Raw genomic sequence first — 21841 nt, forward strand, 5'->3', positions numbered from 1 at the left:
GGTTTGCGAGAGAGCGACAATATATGTTTGATCTTCTGGAAGGTCTGAAAAAACCTAATTTTTAGAGAGAATAAAAAGTGTAGGATTTGGAGCTGAAGATGGGGCTTTTTACCAAGATTGCGGCCAAGATTGTGGGCACCAAGAACGAGCGGGAGCTCAAGAAGCTCCGCCCGTTGGTGGAGCGGGTGAACGCCCTCGAGCCCGAGATGCGCAAGCTCTCCGACGCGGAGCTTGCGGCCAAGACCGCGGAATTCAAAGAACGCCTCGACCGGGGAGCCACCCTGGACGATCTTCTTCCCGAGGCCTTCGCCGTGGTGCGGGAGGCCGCCCGGCGGGTCTTGGGGATGCGACATTTCGACGTCCAGATCATGGGAGGGATTGTCCTTCACCAGGGAAAGATTGCGGAAATGAAAACCGGAGAGGGCAAGACCCTGGTGGCTACCCTCCCGGCCTATCTCAACGCCCTCACCGGCCGTGGAGTGCACATCGTTACCGTAAACGACTACCTGGCCAAGCGTGATGCGGAATGGATGGGGGCCATCTACCGCTTTCTGGGCCTTTCGGTAGGGGTCATCGTCTCCGGGATGGAGGACGCCGAGCGCAAGCGGGCCTACGCCTGCGATATCACTTACGGAACCAACAACGAGTTCGGTTTCGACTACCTGCGGGACAACATGAAGTATTCCCTGGAAGATATGGTCCAGCGGGACCACTACTACGCCATCGTGGACGAGGTGGACTCCATCCTCATTGACGAGGCCCGCACCCCGCTCATCATCTCCGGTCCTTCGGAGGAGTCCACGGAGATCTACTATGAGGTGGACAAGCTGGTGCGCCAGCTCAAGCGGGACCAGCACTTCACCATCGAGGAAAAGACCAAGACCGTGGCCCTTACCGAGGAGGGGGTGGCCGAGGTGGAGCGGCTACTCGGCATTCCCAATCTTTACGATCCTCGGCACGTAAATCTGGTGCATCTCATCCACCAGGCCCTCCGGGCCCATCACCTCTTTCACCGAGACGTGGACTACATCGTGAAAGATGGCCAGGTGATCATCGTGGATGAGTTTACCGGGCGCCTTATGCCCGGCCGCCGCTGGTCCGACGGCCTGCACCAGGCCATCGAGGCCAAGGAAGGGGTGCGCATCGAGGCCGAAAACCAGACCCTGGCCTCCATTACCTTCCAGAACTACTTCCGCATGTACGAGAAGCTGGCCGGGATGACCGGCACCGCGGAGACCGAGGCCGCGGAGTTCAAAGAGATCTACAACCTCGATGTAGTGGTCATTCCCACTAACAAGCCCATGATCCGCATCGACTATCCGGATGTGGTCTATCGCACGGAGCGGGAAAAGTTCGAGGCCGTGGTGCGGGAGATCGAGGAGCTTTACCGGCAGGGCCGTCCCGTCCTGGTGGGGACTACCAGTATCGAAAAGAGCGAGCGCCTTTCGAAGATGCTCAAGAAAAAGAAGATCCCGCACCAGGTGCTGAACGCCAAGTATCACGAGCGCGAGGCGGCCATTATTGCCCAGGCCGGACGTCCCCACGCGGTAACCATCGCCACCAACATGGCCGGCCGCGGGGTGGATATCCTTCTCGGAGGAAATCCCGAAGGCCTGGCCCGGGAGGAACTGGAACGGGAGGGCTACGACCTTGCGGAGCTCGACGAGCGGGCCTGGCGGGAGGCCCTTTCCCTGGCCCGCGAGGGGCGTGATCCCACGGAAAAGTACCCGGAACGCTGGGCCGAGGTCCTCTACGAGAAGGTGCGCCAGTGTCAGGAGGACTATGAGAAGGTCAAGGCCCTGGGAGGGCTCCACATTATCGGCACCGAGCGGCACGAGTCTCGACGTATTGACAATCAGCTCCGGGGCCGGGCCGGGCGCCAGGGAGATCCGGGCTCTTCCCGCTTTTACCTCTCCCTCGAAGACGATCTCCTGCGTCTTTTCGGCTCCGAAAAGCTCAAAGGCCTCATGGACAAACTGGGTATGGAGGAGGGGGAGCCCATCGAGCACCCCTGGCTCACCAAGGCCATCGAGCAGGCCCAGAAGAAGGTGGAGGCCCATCACTTCGAGATCCGCAAGCACCTTCTCGAATACGACGACGTGATGAACCTCCAGAGGGAGACTATCTACCGCCAGAGGCGCGAGATCCTAGCCGCGGACTCGGTCAAGGACTGGATTGAGGACATGATCCTGGAGGTCTGCGAGTCCCTGGTGGAGGAGTTCCGGGAGGAGGGCCCTCCTGCGGAATGGGACCTCCGGGGCCTTTCCGAGCGGTTTCGGGCCATCTTCGGCTTTGTCCCGCGGCTTGAGCCCGTGCCGGAGGCCGCCGAGGAACTTTCCGAGCACCTCAAGGAGGAAGCCCTCTCCTTCTATCGCCGCAAGGAAGAAGAGACCGGACCGGACCTCCTGCGCTATCTCGAAAAGATGTTCCTTCTGCAGACCATCGATACCCTGTGGAAGGACCACCTGCTGACCATGGATCACCTGCGGGAGAGCGTGGGGCTTCGGGGCTACGGGCAGAAGGATCCCCTCCAGGAATACAAACGCGAGGCCTACGAGCTTTTTGAGGAGCTGCTGGCCCGTATTCGGGAAAACACTCTGGCCTATCTCTTCCGGGTGGAGGTGGTCCGGGAGGAGGAGGTCCGACGCCTGGAGGAGGAGAGAAGGCGGGCCCGCCGTCGCCTGCGTTACGGCCGCGGGGAGGAGATGGCCGAGGCCGAAAGACCCCGCCAGGAACCTATCCGCCGGCAGAAGATCGGGCGCAACGATCCCTGCCCCTGTGGAAGCGGCAAGAAGTACAAGAAGTGCTGTGGCCGGCGGGAGGCCGCCGTGGCCGCGGCCTAAAGGTAGCGCTTACGAATCTCCTCGATAGGCTGGGGCTCTCCTATATAGTAACCCTGGGCATAGTCAATCCCCATCTCCCGGGTGAGCCGAAAGAGTTTCTCGTCGGCCACAAACTCGGCGATGGTTTTAATCTGGGCCTTGCGGGCAAATTCCACGATGGCCTCCACCAGGAGACGGGCCTTGGGATCTTCAGGAAGGCGCCGGATAAAGGAAGCGTCAATCTTGAGGTAATCCACCCCCAACTCCAGAAGGTTTTCCAGGTTGGCGTAACCGCTTCCGAAATCGTCGATGGCCACCTTACAGCCTTTGTCCTTGAACCTCCGGAGGGTCTCCGTTACTAACTCCAGATTTTTCAATTTTTCGCTTTCCACTACCTCAAAGACTACCCGCTGGGGTTCAAGGAGGAGTTTTTCAGGGGCTTCCTCTACGGTCCGCAGCAGGAATTCCCTTATTTTTTCGTTCTCGAAATCCTGAAAAGAAAGATTAAGGGAGACCTTGAAGGGAAGACGGGCAAAGTCCTCCAGGGCGCGCTCTATCATGCGCCGAGTGATTTCCGGATAGACCCCCATCTTCTTGGTGATCTCCAGAAACTTGGAGGGAGAGACCACCGTTCCGTCTTCGTCAATAAGACGGACCAGGGCCTCAAACTTTTCCACCTTTCCGGTGCGGTGGCTATAAATGGGCTGATAGTAGGGGATGATGCGGCCTTCGCGCAGGGCCTCACGGGTCTTGCGGATCCAGAGGAGGCGTTCTTCATAAAGGGGGCGTCTCTTTTCCCCGGGAGAGACTACTTTTACCAGGCGAATATCCGCGTTCTTCGCCTCTTTGAGGGCATCATAGGCAAAAATTAAGAGTTTTTCCGGATGGATGCAGTCGCAGACCGCAGAAGAGAAGAAATCAAGGAAAATTTCGTTTTCTTTCCAGAAAAAAGGTTCTTCTTCCAGGGTTCGAAGGGCCTTTTCACAAAGGGTGAAAAATTCCTCTCGGGAAAGGCCCGTCCCCAGATCCACCACGGCTACAAATTCATCCGGCCCCACACGGTAGATTTGGTGGGGCTTGAAACGCTCCTTCAGGCGCCGAGCCAGTTCCCGCAGGAGGTAATCCCCGCACTCTTCCCCGCAGACGAAATTGAGATCCTTGAAATTGTGGATGTCCAAAAGGAAAAGGGCCGGGGCCTCCAGAGATCTCAGGTCTTCCTGGAGCTTTTCCCGGTTGGGAAGACCGGTGAGCCGGTCATAATAGTGAAGGAAATAGATCTCCCGGAGACGGCGCCCCAGTTCCTCTACCGAATGGTTGAGGACCTGGGCCACCTCTCCGATTTCGTCTGTAGGAGGGAGATTGATGCGGGCTTGGAAGTCGCCCTGGGCGATCTTTCGGGCCCCTTCGGAGATGAGGCGGAGTTTTCGGTGCACGTCCCGATAGGCCAGATAGAAGGCGGAACAGAAGAAGGCCAGGATCGCCGTGAGAAAGGCCAGGGAGAGTCCGAACTGTAGGAGAAGTTTTTCCCTTCGGGTCTTTAGCCGCCGGACAAGCTCCCGGACCAATTCTTTGTAGGTTTCAAAAAAGAGATCGATCACCGAGGTGGCCACCTGAAAATAGGTCTGGGGATCCGAGGGGGAGTCTTCGGTGAAGATTTCTTCTCCCTGGCGCAGGAATTCTTCCAGCTGTTGGGAGGCCACCCTCAGGCGCAGGACGGTGGTTTCGGGAAAGCGGATGTTTCTTACGGTCCAGTCCAGAGCCCCGCTATAGGCATGAGCCGTGGCGTAGAGCCGCAGAAGAGTTTGGCGTTCGGCGGGCTTTAGGCGGGGATAGCGGGCTAGATATCCGCTGCCGAGCCCCCGGATCCTCCCCAGGAGCTCGGTAAGCTTGGGGATCTCGATCAGGGCCACCTGGGCCAGGGTGCGCACGTAAAGGTCCGGATCCGAAAGGAGTGCGTGCCTCTGACCCTCGGCCTCCAAGAGCTCCAGCAGGGTGGTGATAAGGCGGGTGTGTTCCCAGAAGTTTTCCTCCGGTGCCCCGCGAAAGGTTCGGAAGTATAGCCTTTGAAATTCTCGCCCAATTCGCCGGAGGTTTTCCCTCTCAAAGGAGTGGTCCTCTCCCAGGTTTTGGAGGGCCTCGGAGATCCGGGCCTGAAATTGCTTTTCCAGTTTTTCTAAAGGGGCCTGAAGGCCCTTGCGGGCGGAAGGAGGCTCCGAGAGGGCCAGATAAGAAAGACCTCGGTGTTTTTGAAGGAGATCGATAAGTTGAGTGTAGTAAGGAAGGTGCCGGGCCCCTCGGATTTCTTTACGAAGGGTGCGGATCTCCGGCCAGTGTTCCCAGGCCAAAAAGGCCAGCCCCAGGAGCCAGGGGATCAGCGCCAGGATCTGGAGCAAAAAGAGTTTTTGTTTGAGGGTCAGCCGAAGCATATCCTCAAATTTATGCTGATGATCGGTGGCTGTAAATATTTAAAATTGGGTTAAAAAATTAAATAAAAGTTAAAACTTAAAAGAGAAAAAAATAATTGACTGACAGGAAGAATCCATTATAATTTTATAATTTTAAAATAATTTAAAATGTGAATTAAAGCTTTGCTTTTCAAGGAGGGGCTATGCGGCTTTCCCTGCGGAGCCTTATCCTGGGGGCGCTGGGGGTTCTGGTGTTCCTCCAGCTCCTTTCTCTAGGGGTGGTCTGGTATCTTTTTCGGTATCAGGGGGATCTCGCGGTTCTCATCAACCTTTCCGGGCGCCAGCGCATGCTCACCCAGCGTATGACCAAGGAGATCTTAGAATACGCCCGGGAGCCTTCCGCGACTTTGCGCGAGAGGGTGCGAGAGACAGTAAAGCTTTATGAAGAAAGCCTTCAGAAGATCACCAAAAGCCCCGCCCTTTCCGGGGCTGAGCAGGTGGCCGCGGCCCTTCGTGAGAATCGGGCCTTCTGGAATCGTTTTCGGGAGAGGGTCATGGTTCTCCTTTCCGCCGAGCCTGGCTCTCCAGAATTCGAGGAGGCCCTTCGCTATATCCGAGAGAACAATCTCCGGCTTCTCAAGTTGAGCCACACGGTGGTCCAGGCCATTGAGGCCCTGAGCCTGCAAGGACAGAAGCGGACCCAGGTGGCCCTGGTCACCCTCTCGGGGCTTTTTCTCCTGGTGGCCCTGGGGGTCTTTCTTGCGGTGCGGGCCTGGGTGGTGCGTCCCCTGGGGGAGCTGACCGGAGTCTTTAGACAGTTGGGCTCGGGCGACCTGCAGGTGAGCGTGCCGAAGACCCGGCTTTTCGAATTGCGTTCCCTCTCGGAAGCGGCCCTAGGGCTTTCCCACTTCATCACCCGCACCCTTCAGGCGGTGAAGGTTCAGAACGAACTCCAGAGGGTCTCGGAGGAAGTGGTGCGGGAAAGTGCCCAACGCCTGCGGACCTCCTCGGAGGAACTTTCTTCCTTTTCCGAGGAAATAGCCCGGGCCGTAGTGGACACTCGGGAGTCTGTGGAAAGCGTGACCCGCTCCGCCCAGGAGCTCACTCAGGCCATCAGCGAGATCTCCCAGAGCGTGACCTCCACCGCAGCGGCCACCAATGAGGCTCGGGCCAAGGCCGAGGCTACGGACGCCGTGGTCAAGCGTCTGGGGGAGGAGGCGGGGAAGATCGGCTCCATCGTGGAGACCATCCAGACCATTGCCGATCAGACCAACCTTCTGGCCCTGAACGCCACCATCGAGGCCGCCCGGGCCGGGGAGGCCGGAAAGGGCTTTGCCGTGGTGGCGGGCGAGGTCAAGGAGCTGGCCCGGCAGACCGCCGAGGCCACCAAGAGGATCGCCGAGACCGTGGAAAGCATCCGCCGGGGAGTGGAGGAGGCCGTGGCCTCTACCGACGAGATCACGCAGACCGTGGTGGAGCTCAACGAATACGCTAACACCATCGCCAGCGCCGTGGAGGAGCAGACCACCGTAGTCTCGGAGATTTCGGGGGCCCTGGAGAAGGTCACCGAAGAGGTGGAGGGGCTTTCCGGAAGGGCCGAACGCCTCACCACGCTCGCCTCGGAATTTTCCGGCATGAGCCTCGACCTTGAGGTTACCCTCCGGGGGGTGAAAGAGAGTGTGGAGGAGATGGAAAGGATCGGGCGGCTTTTCCGGGTTCAGGAGGTGGCCCTCGAGGTAAAGGGACAGCCCTGTGCCCTGGCGGTCCAGGAGGCCATGCTGGCCCATATCATGTGGCGTTGCCGGGTGATCGAGGCGGTCCTGCGGGGAGAGGTCCCTCAGGTCCAGCGAGATCCCACCAAATGTTATCTGGGGCGGATCCTTTCGGTCTGGAGCCCGCAGGATCCGGCCCTGGCCTCCCTGGTGGAAAAGATCCTCGAGCCCCACCGACGCCTTCACGGGCTCATAGACGAGTACGAGGCCTGGCTCAGAGAAAAAGGCCAGACTTCCATGGAAGAGAGGCTCTCCTGGCTGGAGGAAAAGCTCTATCCGGTCTTTGCCGAGGTGGTGGGTATTCTGGACCAGCTCCTGGAGCTCTGCCGCCGCCAGTACCGGGAGGGGATTTACGAGACCATATAAAGAAGGGGGCCCTTGCGGGCCCCCCGGGAGGAGGGAGGCAGGGAGGGGGAGAGGGGGTTAGCGCTTACAGCGCCCTTTGGAAGAAGCCTTGCAGGCGGGATCTCCGCCTTCTTTGACAAAAGTCCCCGATTCTCCACATTCCGGACACTTACGGGGTTTGCAACGGCTCTCCTTGCTGAAACCGCACTTGTCACACTTCCAGAGGGCCATCTCCTTTACCTCCTTCTCTAGTTTGTTTGTAAGTTAATCAAATTAATCTACTTTGTCAAGTCCGCAAGGAAGGATTATATTGGAGGCATGCGGGCTCCCAAGGGGTTTCTTTTTTCGGCGGCAGCCGCGGGCATCAAGTATCGGGAAAGGCCGGATCTGGGGCTCATCCTCTCGGAGGCCCCGGCGACCTGGGCCGGGGTCTTTACCCGCAACGATTTCAAGGCCGCTCCGGTCCTTCTGGGTCTCAAAAGGCGGGAGGAGGTCCCGCGGGTGCGGGCCATCCTGGTCAATAGCGGCTGTGCCAACGCCTGTACCGGCCCGGAGGGGCTCCGGGACGCCGAAACCCTCCTGGAGGACCTGGCCGGTCGTCTGGGAATCCCTCCCCAGGAGATCCTTCCGGCCTCCACCGGGGTCATCGGCACCCGTCTTCCGGTGGAGCGGATCCGGGAGGCCTTTCCTGCGCTGGTGGCCGGACTTTCTCCGGAAAAGGCCCATCTGGTGGCCCGGGCCATGATGACCACCGACACCTTTCCCAAGGTGGTCTCGCGCTCTTTCGAGGTGGGAGGGCGGAGTTTTACCCTCCTCGGGATGGCCAAGGGGGCGGGGATGATCGCCCCCCATCTGGCCACCATGTTGGCCTTTCTTTTGACGGATGCGGGCCTTCCGTCCGCGGTGCTGACTCCGACCCTCCGGGAAGCGGTGGAGGCCTCCTTCAACCGCATTACCGTGGACGGAGATACCAGTACCAACGATACGGTCTATCTCCTGGCCAACGGCCAGGCCGGGGAGCTTCCCTCCGGGTCCTGGGACTCCTTTCGGGAGGTCCTCTCCGGGGTGTGCCGGGAGCTGGCCGCTCTCATCGTGCGCGATGCCGAAGGGGCCTCCAAGCTGGTAAAGATCGTGGTACGCGGGGCCCGCAGCTCGGAAGAGGCCGAGCGCCTGGCCCGGGCGGTGGCCGACTCTCCCCTGGTCAAGACCGCCTTTTTCGGGGAGGATCCCAACTGGGGACGGATCTTGGTAGCTATGGGAAAACTAGGCCTGGGTTTGATCCCGGAACGGGTCTCCATAAAACTAAATGGGGTCCCTCTGGTGGAGGGGGGCTGCGGGCTTCCGGAGGAGCCGGCCCGCAAAGAGATGGCCCGGCCGGAATTCACCTTGGAGATCCAGCTGGGCCTGGGAGAGGCCTCCTTTGAGATCCTTACCTGCGACCTCTCCTATGATTATGTTAAAATTAACGCCGAATACCGCACTTAAGGGAGGAATCCTCCATGGAGAAGGGTTTCTGTCAGAAGTTCCAGGAGGAGGTCCCCTTTTCCGAAGGCTGTCGCCATCCTCGGGATTACTGCCCCTACCGACAGGCCTGTATGCTTTACCTCCTCTGGAAGGAAAGGAAAAGGGGTGAAGATCCTTCTTACTAACGACGACGGCATTTACGCCGAGGGGCTCTGTGCCCTCTATCGGGCCCTTTCTCTGGAGCACGAGGTGGTCATCGTGGCCCCGGAGGCCGAGCGCAGCGCCGTGGGGCACGCCATCACCCTTTCTGACCCCCTGCGGGTCCGGGTGGTCCGCCGGGGTCGGGATTTCTGGGGCTACGCGGTCAACGGCACCCCGGCCGACTGCGTGAAACTGGCCTTCTACGAATTGGTGGGCCCGGTGGATCTGGTGGTCTCCGGAATCAACCGCGGGGCCAATGTGGGGATCAATGTCCTTTATTCCGGAACGGTCTCCGCGGCCACCGAAGCGGCCATTCTGGGGAGGCCCGCCCTGGCGGTCTCGTTGGCCGCCTTTTCCGGGGAGGACTACTGCTTTGCCGCCTATTTTACCGCTCTTTTGGTAGAAAACCTCCCCTCTCTTTCTTCCCCTTTTTGCCTCAATGTTAATATTCCCCATCTTCCAGCCCACCTCATCAAAGGCATAAAAGTTACCCGCCAGGGGACCCGTAAACTGAAAGAAAGATTTGAAAAAAGGGTAGATCCCCATGGTAATATTTACTATTGGCAGTGCGGAGAGGAGTTTCTGGAGGAGGATCCCGATACAGATGTAGTGGCTTTAAAATCTGGATACATCAGTATCACCCCTCTAGCCCACGATTTAACGGACTATAAAACCCTTTCCTTTCTACAAGACTTTCGTTTGTCCTACTGACAATTTTCCGTCAGAAATTAAAGTGTTTTTCTCTCTTTTCCGAAAAGTCTCTTGACAAAGTGTTTGTATAGCTTATTCTAGAAACTAAAGTGAAAAGGGAGGTAAGCGATGGCCCGTAAGAGAAGCAGAATGATCACCAAGGATGATGTGAAGTTCATTTACGAAAACTACTTAAAGATGACTTCGGCCGAGATTGCGGAAAAATTGGGGATTAGTCGTTTCCAGGTTACCAAAGTGGTGAGCGAGTTGCGCAAGCGCGGGGTGGACATCCCCAAGAAGGCTGGAAAGCGCCGCAATCCCATCGACGAGTTCGTAGAGGAGCTTAAGAAGTCTAAAAAGTAAGGGCCTTGCGGGCCTGGCGACAGTCCTCCAGGATCTGGGCCCGGAGTTCGGCCGGAGAGGCAAATTTTCTCTCCGGCCGCAGAAATCTCATAAACTCCACGGTGAGGGTTTCTCCGTAGAGGTCTCCCTGGAAATCGAAAAGATGGACTTCTAGGCAGAGGCGGCGGCCCCCGAAGGTGGGCCGCTGTCCGAGGTTCATCACCGCCTTCCACCATTTTCCGGCCCATTGGACCCGTACGGCGTAGACGCCCCGGGCCGGAAGGAGCTTTTCCGGGGGAGGCTCCAGGTTGGCCGTGGGAAAGCCCAGGGTGCGTCCCCGGGCCTCACCCGGGACCACCCGCCCTTTGAGGCGGTAAGGCCTTCCCAGGAGGCGGGCGGCCCGCTCCACCTCCCCCTGAAGGAGCAACTCTCGAATAAGGGAACTTGAGACCATAAGCCCCTCGATCTTCTGCGGCGGGACCACCCGGACCTCAAAGCCCCATTTTTCCCCCAGGCGCTTTAGAAGGGCCGCGTCTCCCCGGCGGGCATGTCCGAAACGATAATTAAAACCTACGACCAGGCCCTTAAGCCCCAGGCCATCCACCAGATATTCTTCCACAAATTCCTCCGGAGGCAGGCTCGCCAACTCCGGACCGAAAGGGATGACCAGGACCCGGGAAAGGCCGTAAGCCTCAAATAATTCCAGACGCTCTTCAAAGGTGGTAAGGAGGGGTGGGGGGTCTTCCGGGCGCAGGATCCGCCGGGGATGGGGCTCAAAGGTTACGGCCAGAGGGGTGCCCCCCATTTCTCTAGCCAGATGAAGGGTCTCCTTAATGAGGGCCTGGTGGCCCAGGTGGACTCCGTCAAAATTGCCTAAGGTGGCCACCGGATGGGGGATTTTTAAGGGAAAGTCGCGCGGGGTGTAAATCTCCATCTCAGGCGTGGGCCCTCACCAGATCCAGAAAGCGGTCGAAGAGGTACTCCGAGTCGTGGGGACCGGGGGCGTGTTCCGGGTGGTATTGCACGGAAAAGGCCGGGATTTCCCGGTGGCGAATACCCTCCAGGGTGCCATCGTTGAGATTGATATGGGTGACCTCCACTTCCGGGGGCAATTCTTCGGCCCGCACGCAGAATCCGTGATTCTGGGAGGTGATCTCGATCCGTCCGGTGGTAAGGTCCTTTACGGGGTGGTTGGCCCCGCGGTGGCCGAACTTGAGCTTGTAGGTGCTGGCCCCCAGGGCCTGCCCTAGCATCTGGTGGCCCAGACAGATCCCGAAAAGGGGCTTTTTCCCCAGAAGGGCGCGTACCGTCTCCACCACATAGGGCACCGCCGCTGGATCTCCGGGCCCGTTGGAAAGAAAGATCCCGTCGGGCCCGCAGGAAAGGAGGACCTCCGCGGGTGTGTCTGCCGGAAAGACCACACATTCACCGCCGCGGCTTTCAAAAATACGCAACTGGTTGAGCTTGAGGCCGCAGTCGAGGACTGCGATACGGAATTCTCGATCTCCTACAAATTCCGTAACCCCCCACTCCAGGCGGCCTTCACGCCAGCGATAGGGCTTGGCGCAGGTGACTTCCTTCACCAGGTCGCGGCCCACGAGCCCGGGACTCTCCTTCACCCGTTCCAGAAAGCGTTGAGGGTGGAGATCCTCGGTGGTGACCCCGGCCTTCATGGCCCCGAAAAGGCGCACGTGGCGGGTGAGGGCCCGGGTGTCCACCCCTTCCACCCCGAGGACCCCGTTTTCCGAAAGCCATTGGCCCAGAGATTTTTCGGCCCGCCAGTTGTGGTAACGGGGCTGATATTCCCGCACCACGAAGGCCTCCACCTGGATCCGTAAACTTTCCATATCCTCGGAGTTGACCCCGTAGTTTCCGATGAGAGGATAGGTCATGGCCACGATCTGTCCCTTGTAGGAAGGGTCGGTGAGGATTTCCTGATAGCCGGTCATGGCGGTGTTGAAGACCATTTCCCCGAAGGCCTCTCCCGGTCCGGTAAAAGACCAGCCCCAGAAGTGGGTTCCGTCCTCCAGCATGACCAGGGCCTTCAAACGCTTACGCTCCATAGCTCCCTCCTAAGCGCGGGCTTCCGCCCGGGGCCCTTCCTCCCCGGTCGAGGTCGGGGTCTCCCGTAGTCCTTCTTCCGAAAGACGGCCGGCTTCCCCGTGGGCCTGGGAGAGGAGATAGGCCCGGATGAAGGGATCGATTTCTCCGTCAAGCACCGCTTCTACATTTCCGGTCTCGTAGCCGGTACGGTGATCTTTGACCAGCCGGTAGGGTTGCAGGATATAGGAACGGAGCTGGTGGCCGAAGGCGATTTCTTTTTTCTCTCCGGCCAACTGGGCCTTTTTTTCTTCCAGTTTACGGCGTTCGAGCTCGTAAAGGCGGGCCTTGAGGATCTTGAAAGCCATGGCCTTGTTGAGGTGTTGACTGCGTTCATTCTGACAGGTGACCACGATCCCCGTGGGCAGGTGGGTGATGCGCACCGCGGTCTCGGTCTTGTTTACGTGCTGGCCTCCATGGCCCGAGGCCCGCATGGTCTCGATGCGGAGATCCTCCGGGCGGATCTCGATCTGGATATCCTCTTCGATTTCCGGGATTACGGTGACCGAGGCAAAGGAGGTGTGCCGGCGTCCGCTGGCGTCAAAGGGGGAGATGCGCACCAAGCGGTGGACCCCCCGTTCGGCCTTAAGATGACCATAGGCGTAAGGTCCTTCCACTAGAAGGGTGACATACTTGAGCCCGGCCTCCTCTCCGGCAAGAAGATCCACCACCCGCACCCGGTAGCCCTTGCGCTCCGCCCAGCGAGAGTACATGCGCAGGAGCATCTCTACCCAGTCCTGGGCCTCGGTTCCTCCGGCCCCGGCGTGGATGGTGACAATGGCGTTGGCGGCGTCGTGCTCTCCGGAAAGGAGTACCCGCAACTCTTCCTCGGCCAGTTCTTCTTCGAGTTCTTCAAGACCCCGCCGGACCTCGACCAGGGCCTCTTCGGAATTTTCCTCTAGGGCTAGTTCAAAAAGGACTTCCAGGTCTTCAAATTTTTGGCTCAGAGATTCCCAGCGTCGTAGGGTCTCGGAAATACGGGCCCGTTCCTTGAGCACGCGCTGGGCTTCGGTAGAGGCCCAGAAGTCCGGCCGGCTGACCTCCTTTTCAATCCTTTCGAGGTCTCGGCGCAGGGCCTCCGGGTCAAAGACACCTCCTTAGATCGGCAAGGCGATCCCCCAGGCGTTCCAGGGCGGCTCGAATTTCCGCTGGCTGTAAAATTAAGGACTTCATTTCTCCCCTCCTAAATCTTAGCGATCATGGCCCGCATGAGATCCGCCGCGTTTTCCGCCCGGCCGGAAATTTCTCCAATGTAGTCCAGAAGTTCGAGCAAAAAATAAACCCGGAGACATTCCGTATCAAGCCGGAAGACCTCTCGCCGGATCTCCGTGGCCAGAAGATCATTTTCATGTTCCCGCTGCCGGATAGTGCGTACGATCTCCTTGGCATCCTCCCGGGAGCGTTCGTCGCCCCTTTCGAGATATAGCCGGGATTTTTCGAGAAGAGGCACCAGATATTCCGCGGTTTTTACGTTTTCTTCTACCAGACGGAGGATCTTCCCAAAGAGCCTTTCCGGCACTTCCACCTCTTTAAAGGTGAGCCACTTCAGGATGTCCTCTGCGGCGTCGGCTACCGCGTCCTGTTCCTTGAGAAAAAGGAAAAGTTCGAATTTGTCCACCGGAGTGATGATCCCGTAAGGGAGATGTCCCCGGATGTTCTGTTTGAGGCGGTCGGCCTCCCTTTCGATGGCAATGATGTCCTCCGAGATTTCCCGTAGCCGGTCCTGATCCCCCTCGAAATAGGCCTCCACCGCCAGCGGAAGACGCTCGGTACATTCCACCACCAGACGGGCATGTTTTTCAAGGAGTTCAAAGAGTTCGGGTCTTTTCCTCTCTCTGGGCCCTTCAGGGAGCACCTCCTCATGCTTGACCAGTTTCCCTTCCACGATATAGACGATCTCCTCGGCAATGTTGGTGGCCAGATCCGCCACCCGTTCCAGATTTTGGGCCACGATGATGTATTCCACCCCTGCCCGCACAATTTCGGGTTTCTTTTCCATGCAGTCCACAATGCGTTCGATAACCACCTTTTTGTAGCGGTCCACCTCGTCGTCCCAGGTCTTGATCTCCCGGGCCCTTTCGGCGTCCCGGGCCACGAAGGCGTTGATGACCTCCTCCAGCATCCTCAGGGCCTTGCGGGCCATTTCCGAAAGATCTACAGGGCAGGTGTAGATGGCCGGGAGGGAGAGGAGGCGGGGCACCCGCTCGGCGATGTTTACGGCCTGATCCCCTAGTCGCTCTAAATCCCGGATCATGTCCAGGGTGGAGACTACGAACCGAAGGTCACTGGCTACCGGGTGCTTGAGGGCGATGGTCTCCAGACACAGGCGGTCAATGAGCACATCCAGCTCATCCACCCGCCGGTCCCTCTCGATGACCTTTTCCGCCAGCTCCGGATCGCGCCTTTCAAAGGCCGCCACCGCCGAACGCACCATCTCCACCACCAGCCGGCACATTTCGAGCACATAGTTGCGGATCTCCTGGAGGTTTTTTTCCAAAAGAGGCATGACCGGCTCCTTCCAGGGTTTGGATCGCTTTATAAGCTAACCCTTTTTCGACTTTTTCACAAGTTTGTGAAAATTTTAGGAAGACCGGTATCCCTCAAGATCGAGGCTTACCCGGCGGAAACCCAGGGCTCGAAGGACCTCCACCACTTGAGACCTTTCGGAAAAGACCCGAGGCAGGACCTCCGGAGGGACCTCCAGCCGGGCTTCTCCCCGGAGATAGCGCACCCGGAGGATTTCTTCCCCTAGGAGATCCCTCAGGGTCTTTTCCGCACGATAGACCAGGAAGAGGGCCTCGGAGGTCACGGGTTCTCCGGGGGGGAAACGGGTGGCCAGACAGGGGGAGGAGGGCCTTTCGGCCTGGGGAAGGCCCAGGGCCCGGGCCAGGGACCTTACCTCCTCCTTGGTGAGGCCGGCCTCGGCCAAAGGACTGCGCACTCCGAGCTCGGAGAGGGCCTTGAGCCCGGGCCGAAAGCTAGAAAGATCGCTTTTTTGGGTCCCCTCCCAAAGGGCTTCCACTCCGAGTTGGCGGGCCCTCTCCAGAAAGAGACCCAGGAGGTGACGCTTGCAGTAGTAGCACCGGTCCGGGGGGTTTTCCCTAAAGGCCGAAAGAGACAGGAAATCCACCGGGATTTCTTCGAATCTTACCCCGAGGCTTCGGGCCGTCTCCCGGGCCAGTTTCCTTTCCTCCGGGGCAAAGATCTCCCCTACGGCATGGAGGGCCACGACCTTTTCCGGCCCCAGGACTTGTACGGCGCAGGCCAGAAGGACCGCGCTATCCACACCGCCGGAGAAGGCCACCGCCGCCCTGCGGGCCGAAAGGAGCACCTGACGCAGGGCCTCCGGGATCATGAGGAACGATCGCGAAAGGGGAAGAGTTCCGCCCCCGGCAGCGGGGCCACCGGCTCGGTCAGGAGCATCTCTCCGTTCTGGATCCAGCGTTTGAGGATCTCGGCGATCTCCCGGGCCCGCACGTAACTGGAGATGGGCACCGTGGGGACCTCCTTGTCTAGGACCTTGATTTTTCCGCTTTTGAGCTCCGCGTAGCTCACGATCCCGTAGTGACGTTTGATTCCGTTGGGATAATCGTAGGCATAGTCCACCACCTGGGTGAAGAGTTCGTCGTCTCCCAGTCCGGCAAAGCGGGCCACCTCTTCGTTCAGGACTGGAATAGGAATCCCCAGCCCTACGGCCAGGGAACAGCCGTAGCCCAGATGGCTGGTGCCCACCACCCAGCGGGGATCCATCTCTTTGAGGTTTCCGAGGACCATGAGGGTGGCCGCGGGGGCCAGCGGGGCCCCTTTCTCCGTGCGCTTTACCTCCATGCGGTGCTGGGTTCCGGCCCAGACCACATAGCCCTTGGCCCCTCCCAGAAAGATACGGGTCCCGATGCCGATGGTCTTAAGGTAGGGGTCTTTGAGAAGGGGGGAGAGTTGTCCAGCGGTGGCGTAGTTGGCGTTTCCGGCATGCGGACGCAGGACTCCCATATAGGTGTATAGGGTCTTTTCGGAAAGATTGATGGCGCAGTTGTAGTTCTGGTAGGCATTGCGCGGATTACAGAGGACGGCGTAGGGGAGATCCTTGAGGGTGATTTCGGTCTCGTACTCCTTGCGGGGATAGCAGTGAGTCCCGTAGGCTATGGCCCGGAGATGGACCTTTTTGCCGGCCACCAGATCGTGGATGACATGTCCACCGCCGTAGCGGAACTCTCCGGGAAAGACCTTGTTCAGCGGATCGTCCTCCGCAGGCTCCGTGGCCCCAATATAGATGTCCACCGCGGCCAGGCCGGCGTAGGCCGGGACCCCGTTTAGCCAGACCCGGTAAGCCTTGATGGTGGGTACGGGATGGCCGAAGTTGATGAAGGCCCCGGAGGAACACATGGGAGAAAAGGTGCCGGTGGTGACCACATCTACTTCGCGGGCGGCCTCCTCGGGCCCCACCTCGCGCACGATCTTCACCATCTCCTCGGCGGTGACCACTACGGCCTCCCCCCGCCGGATCTTTTCGTTGATCTCCTCGATGGTCTTTTTCACCTTGTAATCTCCCATGGCTCCCCTCCTGTCTTTATTCCACCAGCGAGACCACCCGGTGCCCGGCCACTTCCAGGGCCGAGGCCAGGGCCTCTAAGGGCATTTTTTCCAGGCGGATGTGGTAGATCTTCTCTCCGGTGGGCTCCATCTCCATACCGATGGAAATGACCTTTCCTCCGTGGGCCCGGATGAGGTCCAGCACCCCTTCCAGGCCTTCCGGATCCCGAGGGATCACGTCTATGCGGCTGCTGGCCCGCAAAAGTCCCATAAACTCAATAAAGGCCTCCAGAAGATCGGTAATGGTGAGGATGCCTACCAGACGCTCTCCCTCCACCACCGGAAGCCCCCCAATCTTGTGACGGTAAATGAGCCGGGCCGCCTCCTCGATGGTGGCCTCGGGAGAGACGGTGATGGGTCTTACGATCATGATTTCCCGCACCCTTCGGGAGAGATCTTCCGGACGCACATATTGCCGGAGGGTGCTTTCGGTGAGAAAGCCCACCAGGCGATCCTTCTCGGTTACCGGAAGATGGCGGATGGAATACTCCCGCATGAGCCGCAAGGCCTCCCCCAGGGTATCCTCCGGAGAGATGCGGATCACCTCCTTGATCATCCAATGCTTGACCTTCAAACGCCTACTCCTTGAAAGATTTTCCTCAATCTATTCCGCTCCAGGCCCTTCGGCAAGCGGAAACGTGGATTTTCAAAAAACTTTTAAAAAGGAGGCCAGGGCGGAGAGGAAGAGAAAAAGGTGCACCAGGCGATGATAGGAGCGATCCCCCAGACGCAGGTAAAGGGCCTGCCCCAGGGCCATACCGGTCAAAACTACCGGTAAATAAAGGAGGTAGCTTCGGAGAGTTTCTTGGGTAAGGAGCCCGTAAAGACCGTGGGCCAGAATCATGAAAAAGGCCATGGTCAGAAAGGCCCCCTGAAGGGCACTCTTTAACTCGTCTTTGCCTATCCGCAGGAGGCTTACGTAGATGACTACCGGGGGGCCGGGGGCCATGAGGAGCCCCCCCAGGAAGCCCGCGGCCAGCCCGAAAAGGGGGCCCCAGGCCGCGGAGAGCCGAACCCTTGTGGCCCGGGGAGAAAGGACCTCCCAGGCACAATAGGTGGAGATCACCAGGAAAAGGAGGACCCGCAGGGGCTTTTCAGGGAAGGTTCCCAGGGCCCTGGCCCCGAGGAAGATCCCGGGAATGGCCCCCACCACCAGCCCGGCCACCGCACGCAGATGAAAGTTTTTCCGTAGAAGCCAGAGCATGATGGCGTTCATGGTGGCTCCGAAAAGGGCGATGAGGGGGACGATCTCCTGGAAGGGGTGCCTCAGGGAAAGGAGGGGGACGGAAAGCAGAGCGAAGGCAAAGCCGGCCAGCCCGTGGACAAAGGCCGCGAAAAAGAGGATCAATCCTTCCCACATAGAGGGGGTCTCAAAAAAGGATCTCGATGAGGAGGCGGTTGGCCAGATCCTTAAGGTCTTGAAAGGGAATGGAGGTTTGCTCCCCGGTACGGAGATCGCGCAAGAGGGCTTGCCCTTGGGAAAGTTCCCTTTCTCCCAGAAGGAGGGCCCGGGCGGCTCCCAGGCGGTCGGCCTGGCGCAGGAGGGCCTTCAGGCTTCTTCCGCTATAGTCGGTCTCCACGTTAAGTCCCCGGCTCCGGAGAGTTCGAGAAAGCCAGAGGCTTGCGCGCCGGGCCTCTTCTCCCAGGGGGGCAATAAAAAGGTCCGGCCTTGAGGGAGAGGGCTTCAGGTTCTGGGCACAAAGGAGCCAGCGTTCCAGGCCGATGGCGAAGCCCACCGCCGGGGTCTCCGGCCCTCCCAGAGAGGCCACCAGCCCGTCGTAGCGACCCCCGGCGGCCACGGTGTCCTGGGCCCCGAGCCCCGGGGCCTTGATCTCGAAAATGGTCCGAGTGTAGTAGTCGAGCCCCCGGACCAGGTGAGGATTTTCGGAAAAGGAAATCCCTAGGAGGGAGAGCCCTTGGAGAAAGGTCTGGTAATGCTTGCGGCAGGCCTCACAGAGATAACGGGAAAGGGTCGGGGCTTCCTGGTAAATCCGGCGACAGGTCTCGCGCTTGCAATCCAAGGCCCGCAGGGGATTGCGCTCGGTGCGGCGCTGGCAGTCTTCGCAAAGGGCCTCCCGGTGTTCCTCAAGGAAGCCCTGCAAGACCTCTCGATAGGGGGTTCGACATTCCGGACAGCCCAGGGAGTTTACCTCTAGCTTAAGCCCCTGGGCCCCGCCGGCCGAAAGAATCTCCAGGGCCATTCCCACCAGCTCCGCGTCCATCTCCGGGGAGGCCTCCCCGAAGACCTCCACGTCCAGCTGGTGAAACTGGCGCAGGCGTCCCTTCTGGGGCCGTTCGTGGCGGAACATGGGACCCAGGGTGAAGAGCTTGAGAGGCTTGGGGCGGGCCTGAAAGCCGTGTTCGATGAAGGCCCGCACCATACCGGCCGTGGCCTCCGGACGCAGGGTGAGGCTCTCCCCGCTGCGGTCCACAAAGGTGTACATCTCCTTCTCCACGATGTCTGTGGCCTCCCCGATCCCCCGGGCAAAAAGCTCCGTCCGTTCGAGAATGGGAAGTCTTATCTCGGAAAATCCGTAGCGGAAAAGGATCTCCCGGGCCCTTTCTTCAAGTTTGCGCCAGGCCGGGGTCTCCTCCGGCAGGATATCCTTAAAACCACGCACCGCCTTAATCATTTTCATGGCTTCCGGGCCTCCTCGCAGGGAGGACTCTTGTGGGAAAGGAGAAGGAGTTCCGTTACGGTGATGAGGCCCCGGGTGATGAGGGCCTCCAGTTCCGGAAGGATCTCTTTCACCTTCTCCAGGGTTTCCACCACTTCGATCTTTACCGGAAGGTTTTCCGAGGCCCGGAGGAGCCGGGCGGTATGCACCTTTTTGTCCGGACCGTATCCGTAGACGCCCTTAAAGACGGTTACCCCGTGAATGTCCTTTTCCCACAGGAGATCGAGAATGGCCCGATAAAGGGGCTTGCGTCCCCGCTTTTCGTCTTCATCCACATAAATGGAAAGGAGCACGCAGCGCTTTTTCATTTGGCGATCACCCGGGCCAAGAGGGCCCCTGCTTTTACCCCCATTATAGCCAGAAAAAGACTTCCCGCGACGTTGGCCGCAGCCAGTATCCACTCCGCCTCGGAAAGGAGGCGCTCGGTCTCATAGGCAAAGGTGGAAAAGGTGGTAAAGGCCCCCAAAAAGCCCACGGCGAGAAAAAGGCGCACCTCCGGGGAGATCAGGAGGGTCTCTTCGGCCAGGGCCATGAGAAAACCCAGCCCCAAGGATCCCAGAAGATTTACGGCCAGGGTTCCCCAGGGGAAGGCCCCGCCCAGGCGCAGACACCAACCGCTTACCGTGTATCGGGCCAGGGCCCCGAGGAAGCCCCCGAGGCCCACCAGGAGCCATTTCATGGTTTAAAGTTCCACTCCCCAGCGCCTTACGAAGTTGAGCCCTCCGGGAGGCACAAAGGTGCGGGTATAGCCTGCGGCCATGAGCCAGCGCTGGGCCTCGTAGGCTCGCCGGCTGGAGTTACAGATGATGATTACGTCCTTGTCCCGGGGGATGCGGTCCATCTCGCGGCGGACCTTGTCGTACTCCACGTGGATCCAGCGCCCGGGATACTTCTTAACCAGGGGTTCGGCCTCCTTGGGATGCCGGGTGTCCACGAAGACCGTTTCCGGATCTCCCTCCCTCAGGCGCCGCAGGACTTCGTCCCAGTCCATCTGCACCAGAAGACCGGTAAGGAGGTTTTCCGCGGTATGGGCCACATCGTGGATGGGATCCAGGGCCGAATTGTAGGGTGGGGCGTAGGCCAACTCCAGCCCGATGAGGTCCTCCACCGTGGGCCGGTGGGGAAGGAGGGAGGAGAGGGCGTGAAGCCGGGCCAGGGTCCCGTCGGTGTTGGGCCCCACGGCCTGAAAGCCCAGCACCCTCCGGGTCCTCCGGTCAAAGACCAGCTCCACGAAGATGAATTCCGCCCCCGGAAAGTAGTGGGCCCTTTCGGTCTGGTTGTTGAGGGCGTAGTCGGCCTCAAAGCCCTCGGCCCGGGCCACGGAAAGGGAAATCCCGCAGGCCCCCACCGCCAGGTCAAAACATTTCATGATGAAGGCCCCCACGGTCCCGGGAAATTTGGTGGGACGGCCGGCCAGGTTGTCCCCGATGACCCGGCCCTGGCGATTGGCCAGGGAGCCCAGGGGCATGACCATCCGCTTTCCCAGGACGAGGTGCGGGATCTCCACGCAGTCTCCTCCGGCATAAATATCCGGGTCTGAGGTCTGCATCCGGTGGTTGACCACGATGCCCCGGTCCACGAGGAGTCCGGCCTTTTGGGCCAGTTCCACGTTGGGCCGTACCCCGGTGGCAAAAACTACCAGATCCGCGGGATAGGTGCCGTTTTCTTCCACCACCTCGGTCACCCGGCCGTCCTTCCCCCGGATCTCCTTCACCCGGGCGTTCAGCACCAGGCGCACCCCTTTTTCCTTCAGGTGATGGGCCACCATGCGGGCCAGCGGGGGATCGATGATCCGTGGAAGGGGCTGGTCAAAGTACTCGAGCACCGTGGTCTCCACCCCCCAGAGGTCGGAGAAGGCCTCGGCCATCTCCAGCCCGATGGGCCCGGCCCCGATGATCACCGCCCGTTCCACCTGCCCCCGGGCCAGGCGGTTCTTGATCTCAATGGCCTTGTGCAGATTGGAGATGGCAAAGACCCCGTCGAGGTCCCGCCCGGGAATAGGAGGAAGAAAGGGCGTGGCTCCGGTGGCGAGCACCAGCTGGTCGTAAGGGAGATCTTCCTCCTTTCCGGAATCAAGGTACCTTACCCGAACCACTTTGCGCTTCCGATCGATCTCCGTGGCCAGGGTCCGGGTGAGGACCCGGTCGATCCCCTTGGCGTTCTCAAAGAAATATTCGTCCCGGAGCATGTGAAAGGAGGTCTCCCGGAGGTGATTTTCGTCCGGGATGTCCCCGGAGACATAGTAAGGTATCCCGCAACCCCCGTAGGAAATGAGATCGTCCTTATCGATCAGGGTTATCTCCGCCTCGGGCATGAGGCGCTTGGCCCGACAGGCGGCCTTGGGCCCGCAGGCCACGGCTCCGATGACCACGATGCGTTTGCCCATGGGCGCCTCCTGCAAAGGGATTTCCTCTTTCATATCACTGGGTGGA

The 21841-nt window shown here is 59.7% G+C and carries 20 protein-coding genes; 6 read left to right on the plus strand and 14 right to left on the minus strand.

Going from position 1 to position 21841, the window contains the following annotated elements; translation table 11 throughout:
• Positions 1-98: 98 nt before the first annotated feature.
• The gene (gene secA, locus FVE67_RS05835) at positions 99-2843 is read left to right on the plus strand and encodes a preprotein translocase subunit SecA (RefSeq protein ID WP_168720341.1); all 2745 of its coding nucleotides are present in this window, start codon (positions 99-101) and stop codon (positions 2841-2843) included.
• Here secA and FVE67_RS05840 read toward each other — a convergent pair.
• A complete protein-coding gene (locus tag FVE67_RS05840) occupies positions 2840-5248 on the minus strand; it encodes an EAL domain-containing protein (protein WP_168719702.1) in 2409 nt (802 codons plus the stop codon). The genes secA and FVE67_RS05840 overlap by 4 nt on opposite strands.
• 182 nt (positions 5249-5430) lie before the next feature.
• Between FVE67_RS05840 and FVE67_RS05845 the strand changes: the two genes are divergently transcribed.
• Positions 5431-7365 carry a methyl-accepting chemotaxis protein gene (locus FVE67_RS05845; protein WP_168719703.1) on the plus strand — a complete coding sequence of 645 codons (1935 nt, stop codon included), beginning with the start codon at positions 5431-5433 and terminating at the stop codon, positions 7363-7365.
• A 57-nt stretch (positions 7366-7422) separates the two neighbouring features.
• Here the strand turns inward: FVE67_RS05845 and FVE67_RS05850 are convergent, their stop codons facing one another.
• Complete coding sequence (locus FVE67_RS05850) at positions 7423-7575, minus strand: RCKP-type rubredoxin-like domain-containing protein (RefSeq protein ID WP_168719704.1); 153 nt, start codon at positions 7573-7575, stop codon at positions 7423-7425.
• A gap of 87 nt (positions 7576-7662) precedes the next feature.
• On the opposite strand from FVE67_RS05850, the gene argJ reads away from it, so the two are divergent.
• The 4 genes from argJ (at position 7663) to FVE67_RS05870 (ending at position 10062) form a co-directional block, all read left to right on the plus strand.
• A complete protein-coding gene (gene argJ, locus FVE67_RS05855) occupies positions 7663-8829 on the plus strand; it encodes a bifunctional glutamate N-acetyltransferase/amino-acid acetyltransferase ArgJ (protein WP_168719705.1) in 1167 nt (388 codons plus the stop codon).
• 14 nt (positions 8830-8843) lie between these two features.
• Positions 8844-8993, plus strand: a complete 150-nt coding sequence (locus tag FVE67_RS05860) for a hypothetical protein (RefSeq protein ID WP_168719706.1) — start codon at positions 8844-8846, stop codon at positions 8991-8993.
• Positions 8974-9720 (plus strand): 5'/3'-nucleotidase SurE, encoded by a 747-nt coding sequence (gene surE, locus FVE67_RS05865; protein ID WP_168719707.1) that lies wholly within the window; start codon positions 8974-8976, stop codon positions 9718-9720. Before FVE67_RS05860 ends, surE begins: the two co-directional genes overlap by 20 nt.
• A 108-nt stretch (positions 9721-9828) precedes the next feature.
• Entirely contained in the window at positions 9829-10062 is a 234-nt protein-coding gene (locus FVE67_RS05870) for an HTH domain-containing protein (RefSeq protein ID WP_168719708.1), read from the plus strand.
• Here FVE67_RS05870 and FVE67_RS05875 read toward each other — a convergent pair.
• The 12 genes from FVE67_RS05875 to FVE67_RS05930 form a co-directional block, all read right to left on the minus strand.
• Positions 10052-10975, minus strand: coding sequence for a bifunctional riboflavin kinase/FAD synthetase (locus FVE67_RS05875; RefSeq protein ID WP_168719709.1), 924 nt, complete (start codon positions 10973-10975; stop codon positions 10052-10054). The genes FVE67_RS05870 and FVE67_RS05875 overlap by 11 nt on opposite strands.
• A 1-nt stretch (position 10976) precedes the next feature.
• Entirely contained in the window at positions 10977-12089 is a 1113-nt protein-coding gene (gene carA, locus FVE67_RS05880; protein WP_168720342.1) for a glutamine-hydrolyzing carbamoyl-phosphate synthase small subunit, read from the minus strand.
• Positions 12090-12113: 24 nt separating this feature from the next.
• Positions 12114-13314, minus strand: a protein-coding gene (gene prfB / locus FVE67_RS05885) for a peptide chain release factor 2 (RefSeq protein ID WP_210534568.1) whose coding sequence is annotated in 2 segments (ribosomal slippage) — positions 12114-13235 and positions 13237-13314 — 1200 coding nt in all. Because the reading frame shifts where the segments join, the coding sequence is not laid out codon by codon here.
• 10 nt (positions 13315-13324) lie between these two features.
• Positions 13325-14647 carry a phosphate signaling complex protein PhoU gene (phoU, locus tag FVE67_RS05890; protein WP_168719711.1) on the minus strand — a complete coding sequence of 441 codons (1323 nt, stop codon included), beginning with the start codon at positions 14645-14647 and terminating at the stop codon, positions 13325-13327.
• A 75-nt stretch (positions 14648-14722) separates the two neighbouring features.
• Complete coding sequence (gene larE / locus FVE67_RS05895) at positions 14723-15496, minus strand: ATP-dependent sacrificial sulfur transferase LarE (RefSeq protein WP_168719712.1); 774 nt, start codon at positions 15494-15496, stop codon at positions 14723-14725.
• Positions 15493-16692 (minus strand): homocysteine biosynthesis protein, encoded by a 1200-nt coding sequence (locus FVE67_RS05900; RefSeq protein WP_168719713.1) that lies wholly within the window; start codon positions 16690-16692, stop codon positions 15493-15495. Before FVE67_RS05900 ends, larE begins: the two co-directional genes overlap by 4 nt.
• Before the next feature lie 16 nt (positions 16693-16708).
• Positions 16709-17305, minus strand: coding sequence for a CBS domain-containing protein (locus FVE67_RS05905; RefSeq protein ID WP_168719714.1), 597 nt, complete (start codon positions 17303-17305; stop codon positions 16709-16711).
• A gap of 72 nt (positions 17306-17377) precedes the next feature.
• The gene (locus tag FVE67_RS05910; RefSeq protein WP_168719715.1) at positions 17378-18091 is read right to left on the minus strand and encodes a sulfite exporter TauE/SafE family protein; all 714 of its coding nucleotides are present in this window, start codon (positions 18089-18091) and stop codon (positions 17378-17380) included.
• Between the two features lie 10 nt (positions 18092-18101).
• Complete coding sequence (gene hisS / locus FVE67_RS05915; protein ID WP_246167848.1) at positions 18102-19370, minus strand: histidine--tRNA ligase; 1269 nt, start codon at positions 19368-19370, stop codon at positions 18102-18104.
• The gene (locus FVE67_RS05920) at positions 19367-19717 is read right to left on the minus strand and encodes a DUF190 domain-containing protein (RefSeq protein WP_168719716.1); all 351 of its coding nucleotides are present in this window, start codon (positions 19715-19717) and stop codon (positions 19367-19369) included. The genes hisS and FVE67_RS05920 overlap by 4 nt, the downstream gene beginning before the upstream one ends.
• A complete protein-coding gene (gene crcB / locus FVE67_RS05925) occupies positions 19714-20088 on the minus strand; it encodes a fluoride efflux transporter CrcB (RefSeq protein WP_168719717.1) in 375 nt (124 codons plus the stop codon). Before crcB ends, FVE67_RS05920 begins: the two co-directional genes overlap by 4 nt.
• Positions 20089-20091: 3 nt before the next feature.
• Positions 20092-21795, minus strand: a complete 1704-nt coding sequence (locus tag FVE67_RS05930; RefSeq protein WP_168719718.1) for an FAD-dependent oxidoreductase — start codon at positions 21793-21795, stop codon at positions 20092-20094.
• Positions 21796-21841: the final 46 nt, after the last annotated feature.

This window comes from Thermosulfurimonas marina (assembly GCF_012317585.1).
GTDB classification, from domain to species: domain Bacteria; phylum Desulfobacterota; class Thermodesulfobacteria; order Thermodesulfobacteriales; family Thermodesulfobacteriaceae; genus Thermosulfurimonas_A; species Thermosulfurimonas_A marina.

Coding starts and splice junctions, on each gene's coding strand:
- FVE67_RS05870 (WP_168719708.1), top strand. CDS start 9,829: ATGGCCCGTAAGAGAAGCAGAATGATCACCAAGGATGATGTGAAGTTC.
- argJ (WP_168719705.1), top strand. CDS start 7,663: ATGCGGGCTCCCAAGGGGTTTCTTTTTTCGGCGGCAGCCGCGGGCATC.
- hisS (WP_246167848.1), bottom strand. CDS start 19,370: ATGAAAATGATTAAGGCGGTGCGTGGTTTTAAGGATATCCTGCCGGAG.
- secA (WP_168720341.1), top strand. CDS start 99: ATGGGGCTTTTTACCAAGATTGCGGCCAAGATTGTGGGCACCAAGAAC.
- FVE67_RS05845 (WP_168719703.1), top strand. CDS start 5,431: ATGCGGCTTTCCCTGCGGAGCCTTATCCTGGGGGCGCTGGGGGTTCTG.
- FVE67_RS05930 (WP_168719718.1), bottom strand. CDS start 21,795: ATGGGCAAACGCATCGTGGTCATCGGAGCCGTGGCCTGCGGGCCCAAG.
- FVE67_RS05840 (WP_168719702.1), bottom strand. CDS start 5,248: ATGCTTCGGCTGACCCTCAAACAAAAACTCTTTTTGCTCCAGATCCTG.
- FVE67_RS05860 (WP_168719706.1), top strand. CDS start 8,844: ATGGAGAAGGGTTTCTGTCAGAAGTTCCAGGAGGAGGTCCCCTTTTCC.
- FVE67_RS05875 (WP_168719709.1), bottom strand. CDS start 10,975: ATGGAGATTTACACCCCGCGCGACTTTCCCTTAAAAATCCCCCATCCG.
- FVE67_RS05910 (WP_168719715.1), bottom strand. CDS start 18,091: ATGTGGGAAGGATTGATCCTCTTTTTCGCGGCCTTTGTCCACGGGCTG.
- FVE67_RS05850 (WP_168719704.1), bottom strand. CDS start 7,575: ATGGCCCTCTGGAAGTGTGACAAGTGCGGTTTCAGCAAGGAGAGCCGT.
- crcB (WP_168719717.1), bottom strand. CDS start 20,088: ATGAAATGGCTCCTGGTGGGCCTCGGGGGCTTCCTCGGGGCCCTGGCC.
- phoU (WP_168719711.1), bottom strand. CDS start 14,647: ATGCCTCTTTTGGAAAAAAACCTCCAGGAGATCCGCAACTATGTGCTC.
- FVE67_RS05900 (WP_168719713.1), bottom strand. CDS start 16,692: ATGGGAGATTACAAGGTGAAAAAGACCATCGAGGAGATCAACGAAAAG.
- FVE67_RS05920 (WP_168719716.1), bottom strand. CDS start 19,717: ATGAAAAAGCGCTGCGTGCTCCTTTCCATTTATGTGGATGAAGACGAA.
- larE (WP_168719712.1), bottom strand. CDS start 15,496: ATGATCCCGGAGGCCCTGCGTCAGGTGCTCCTTTCGGCCCGCAGGGCG.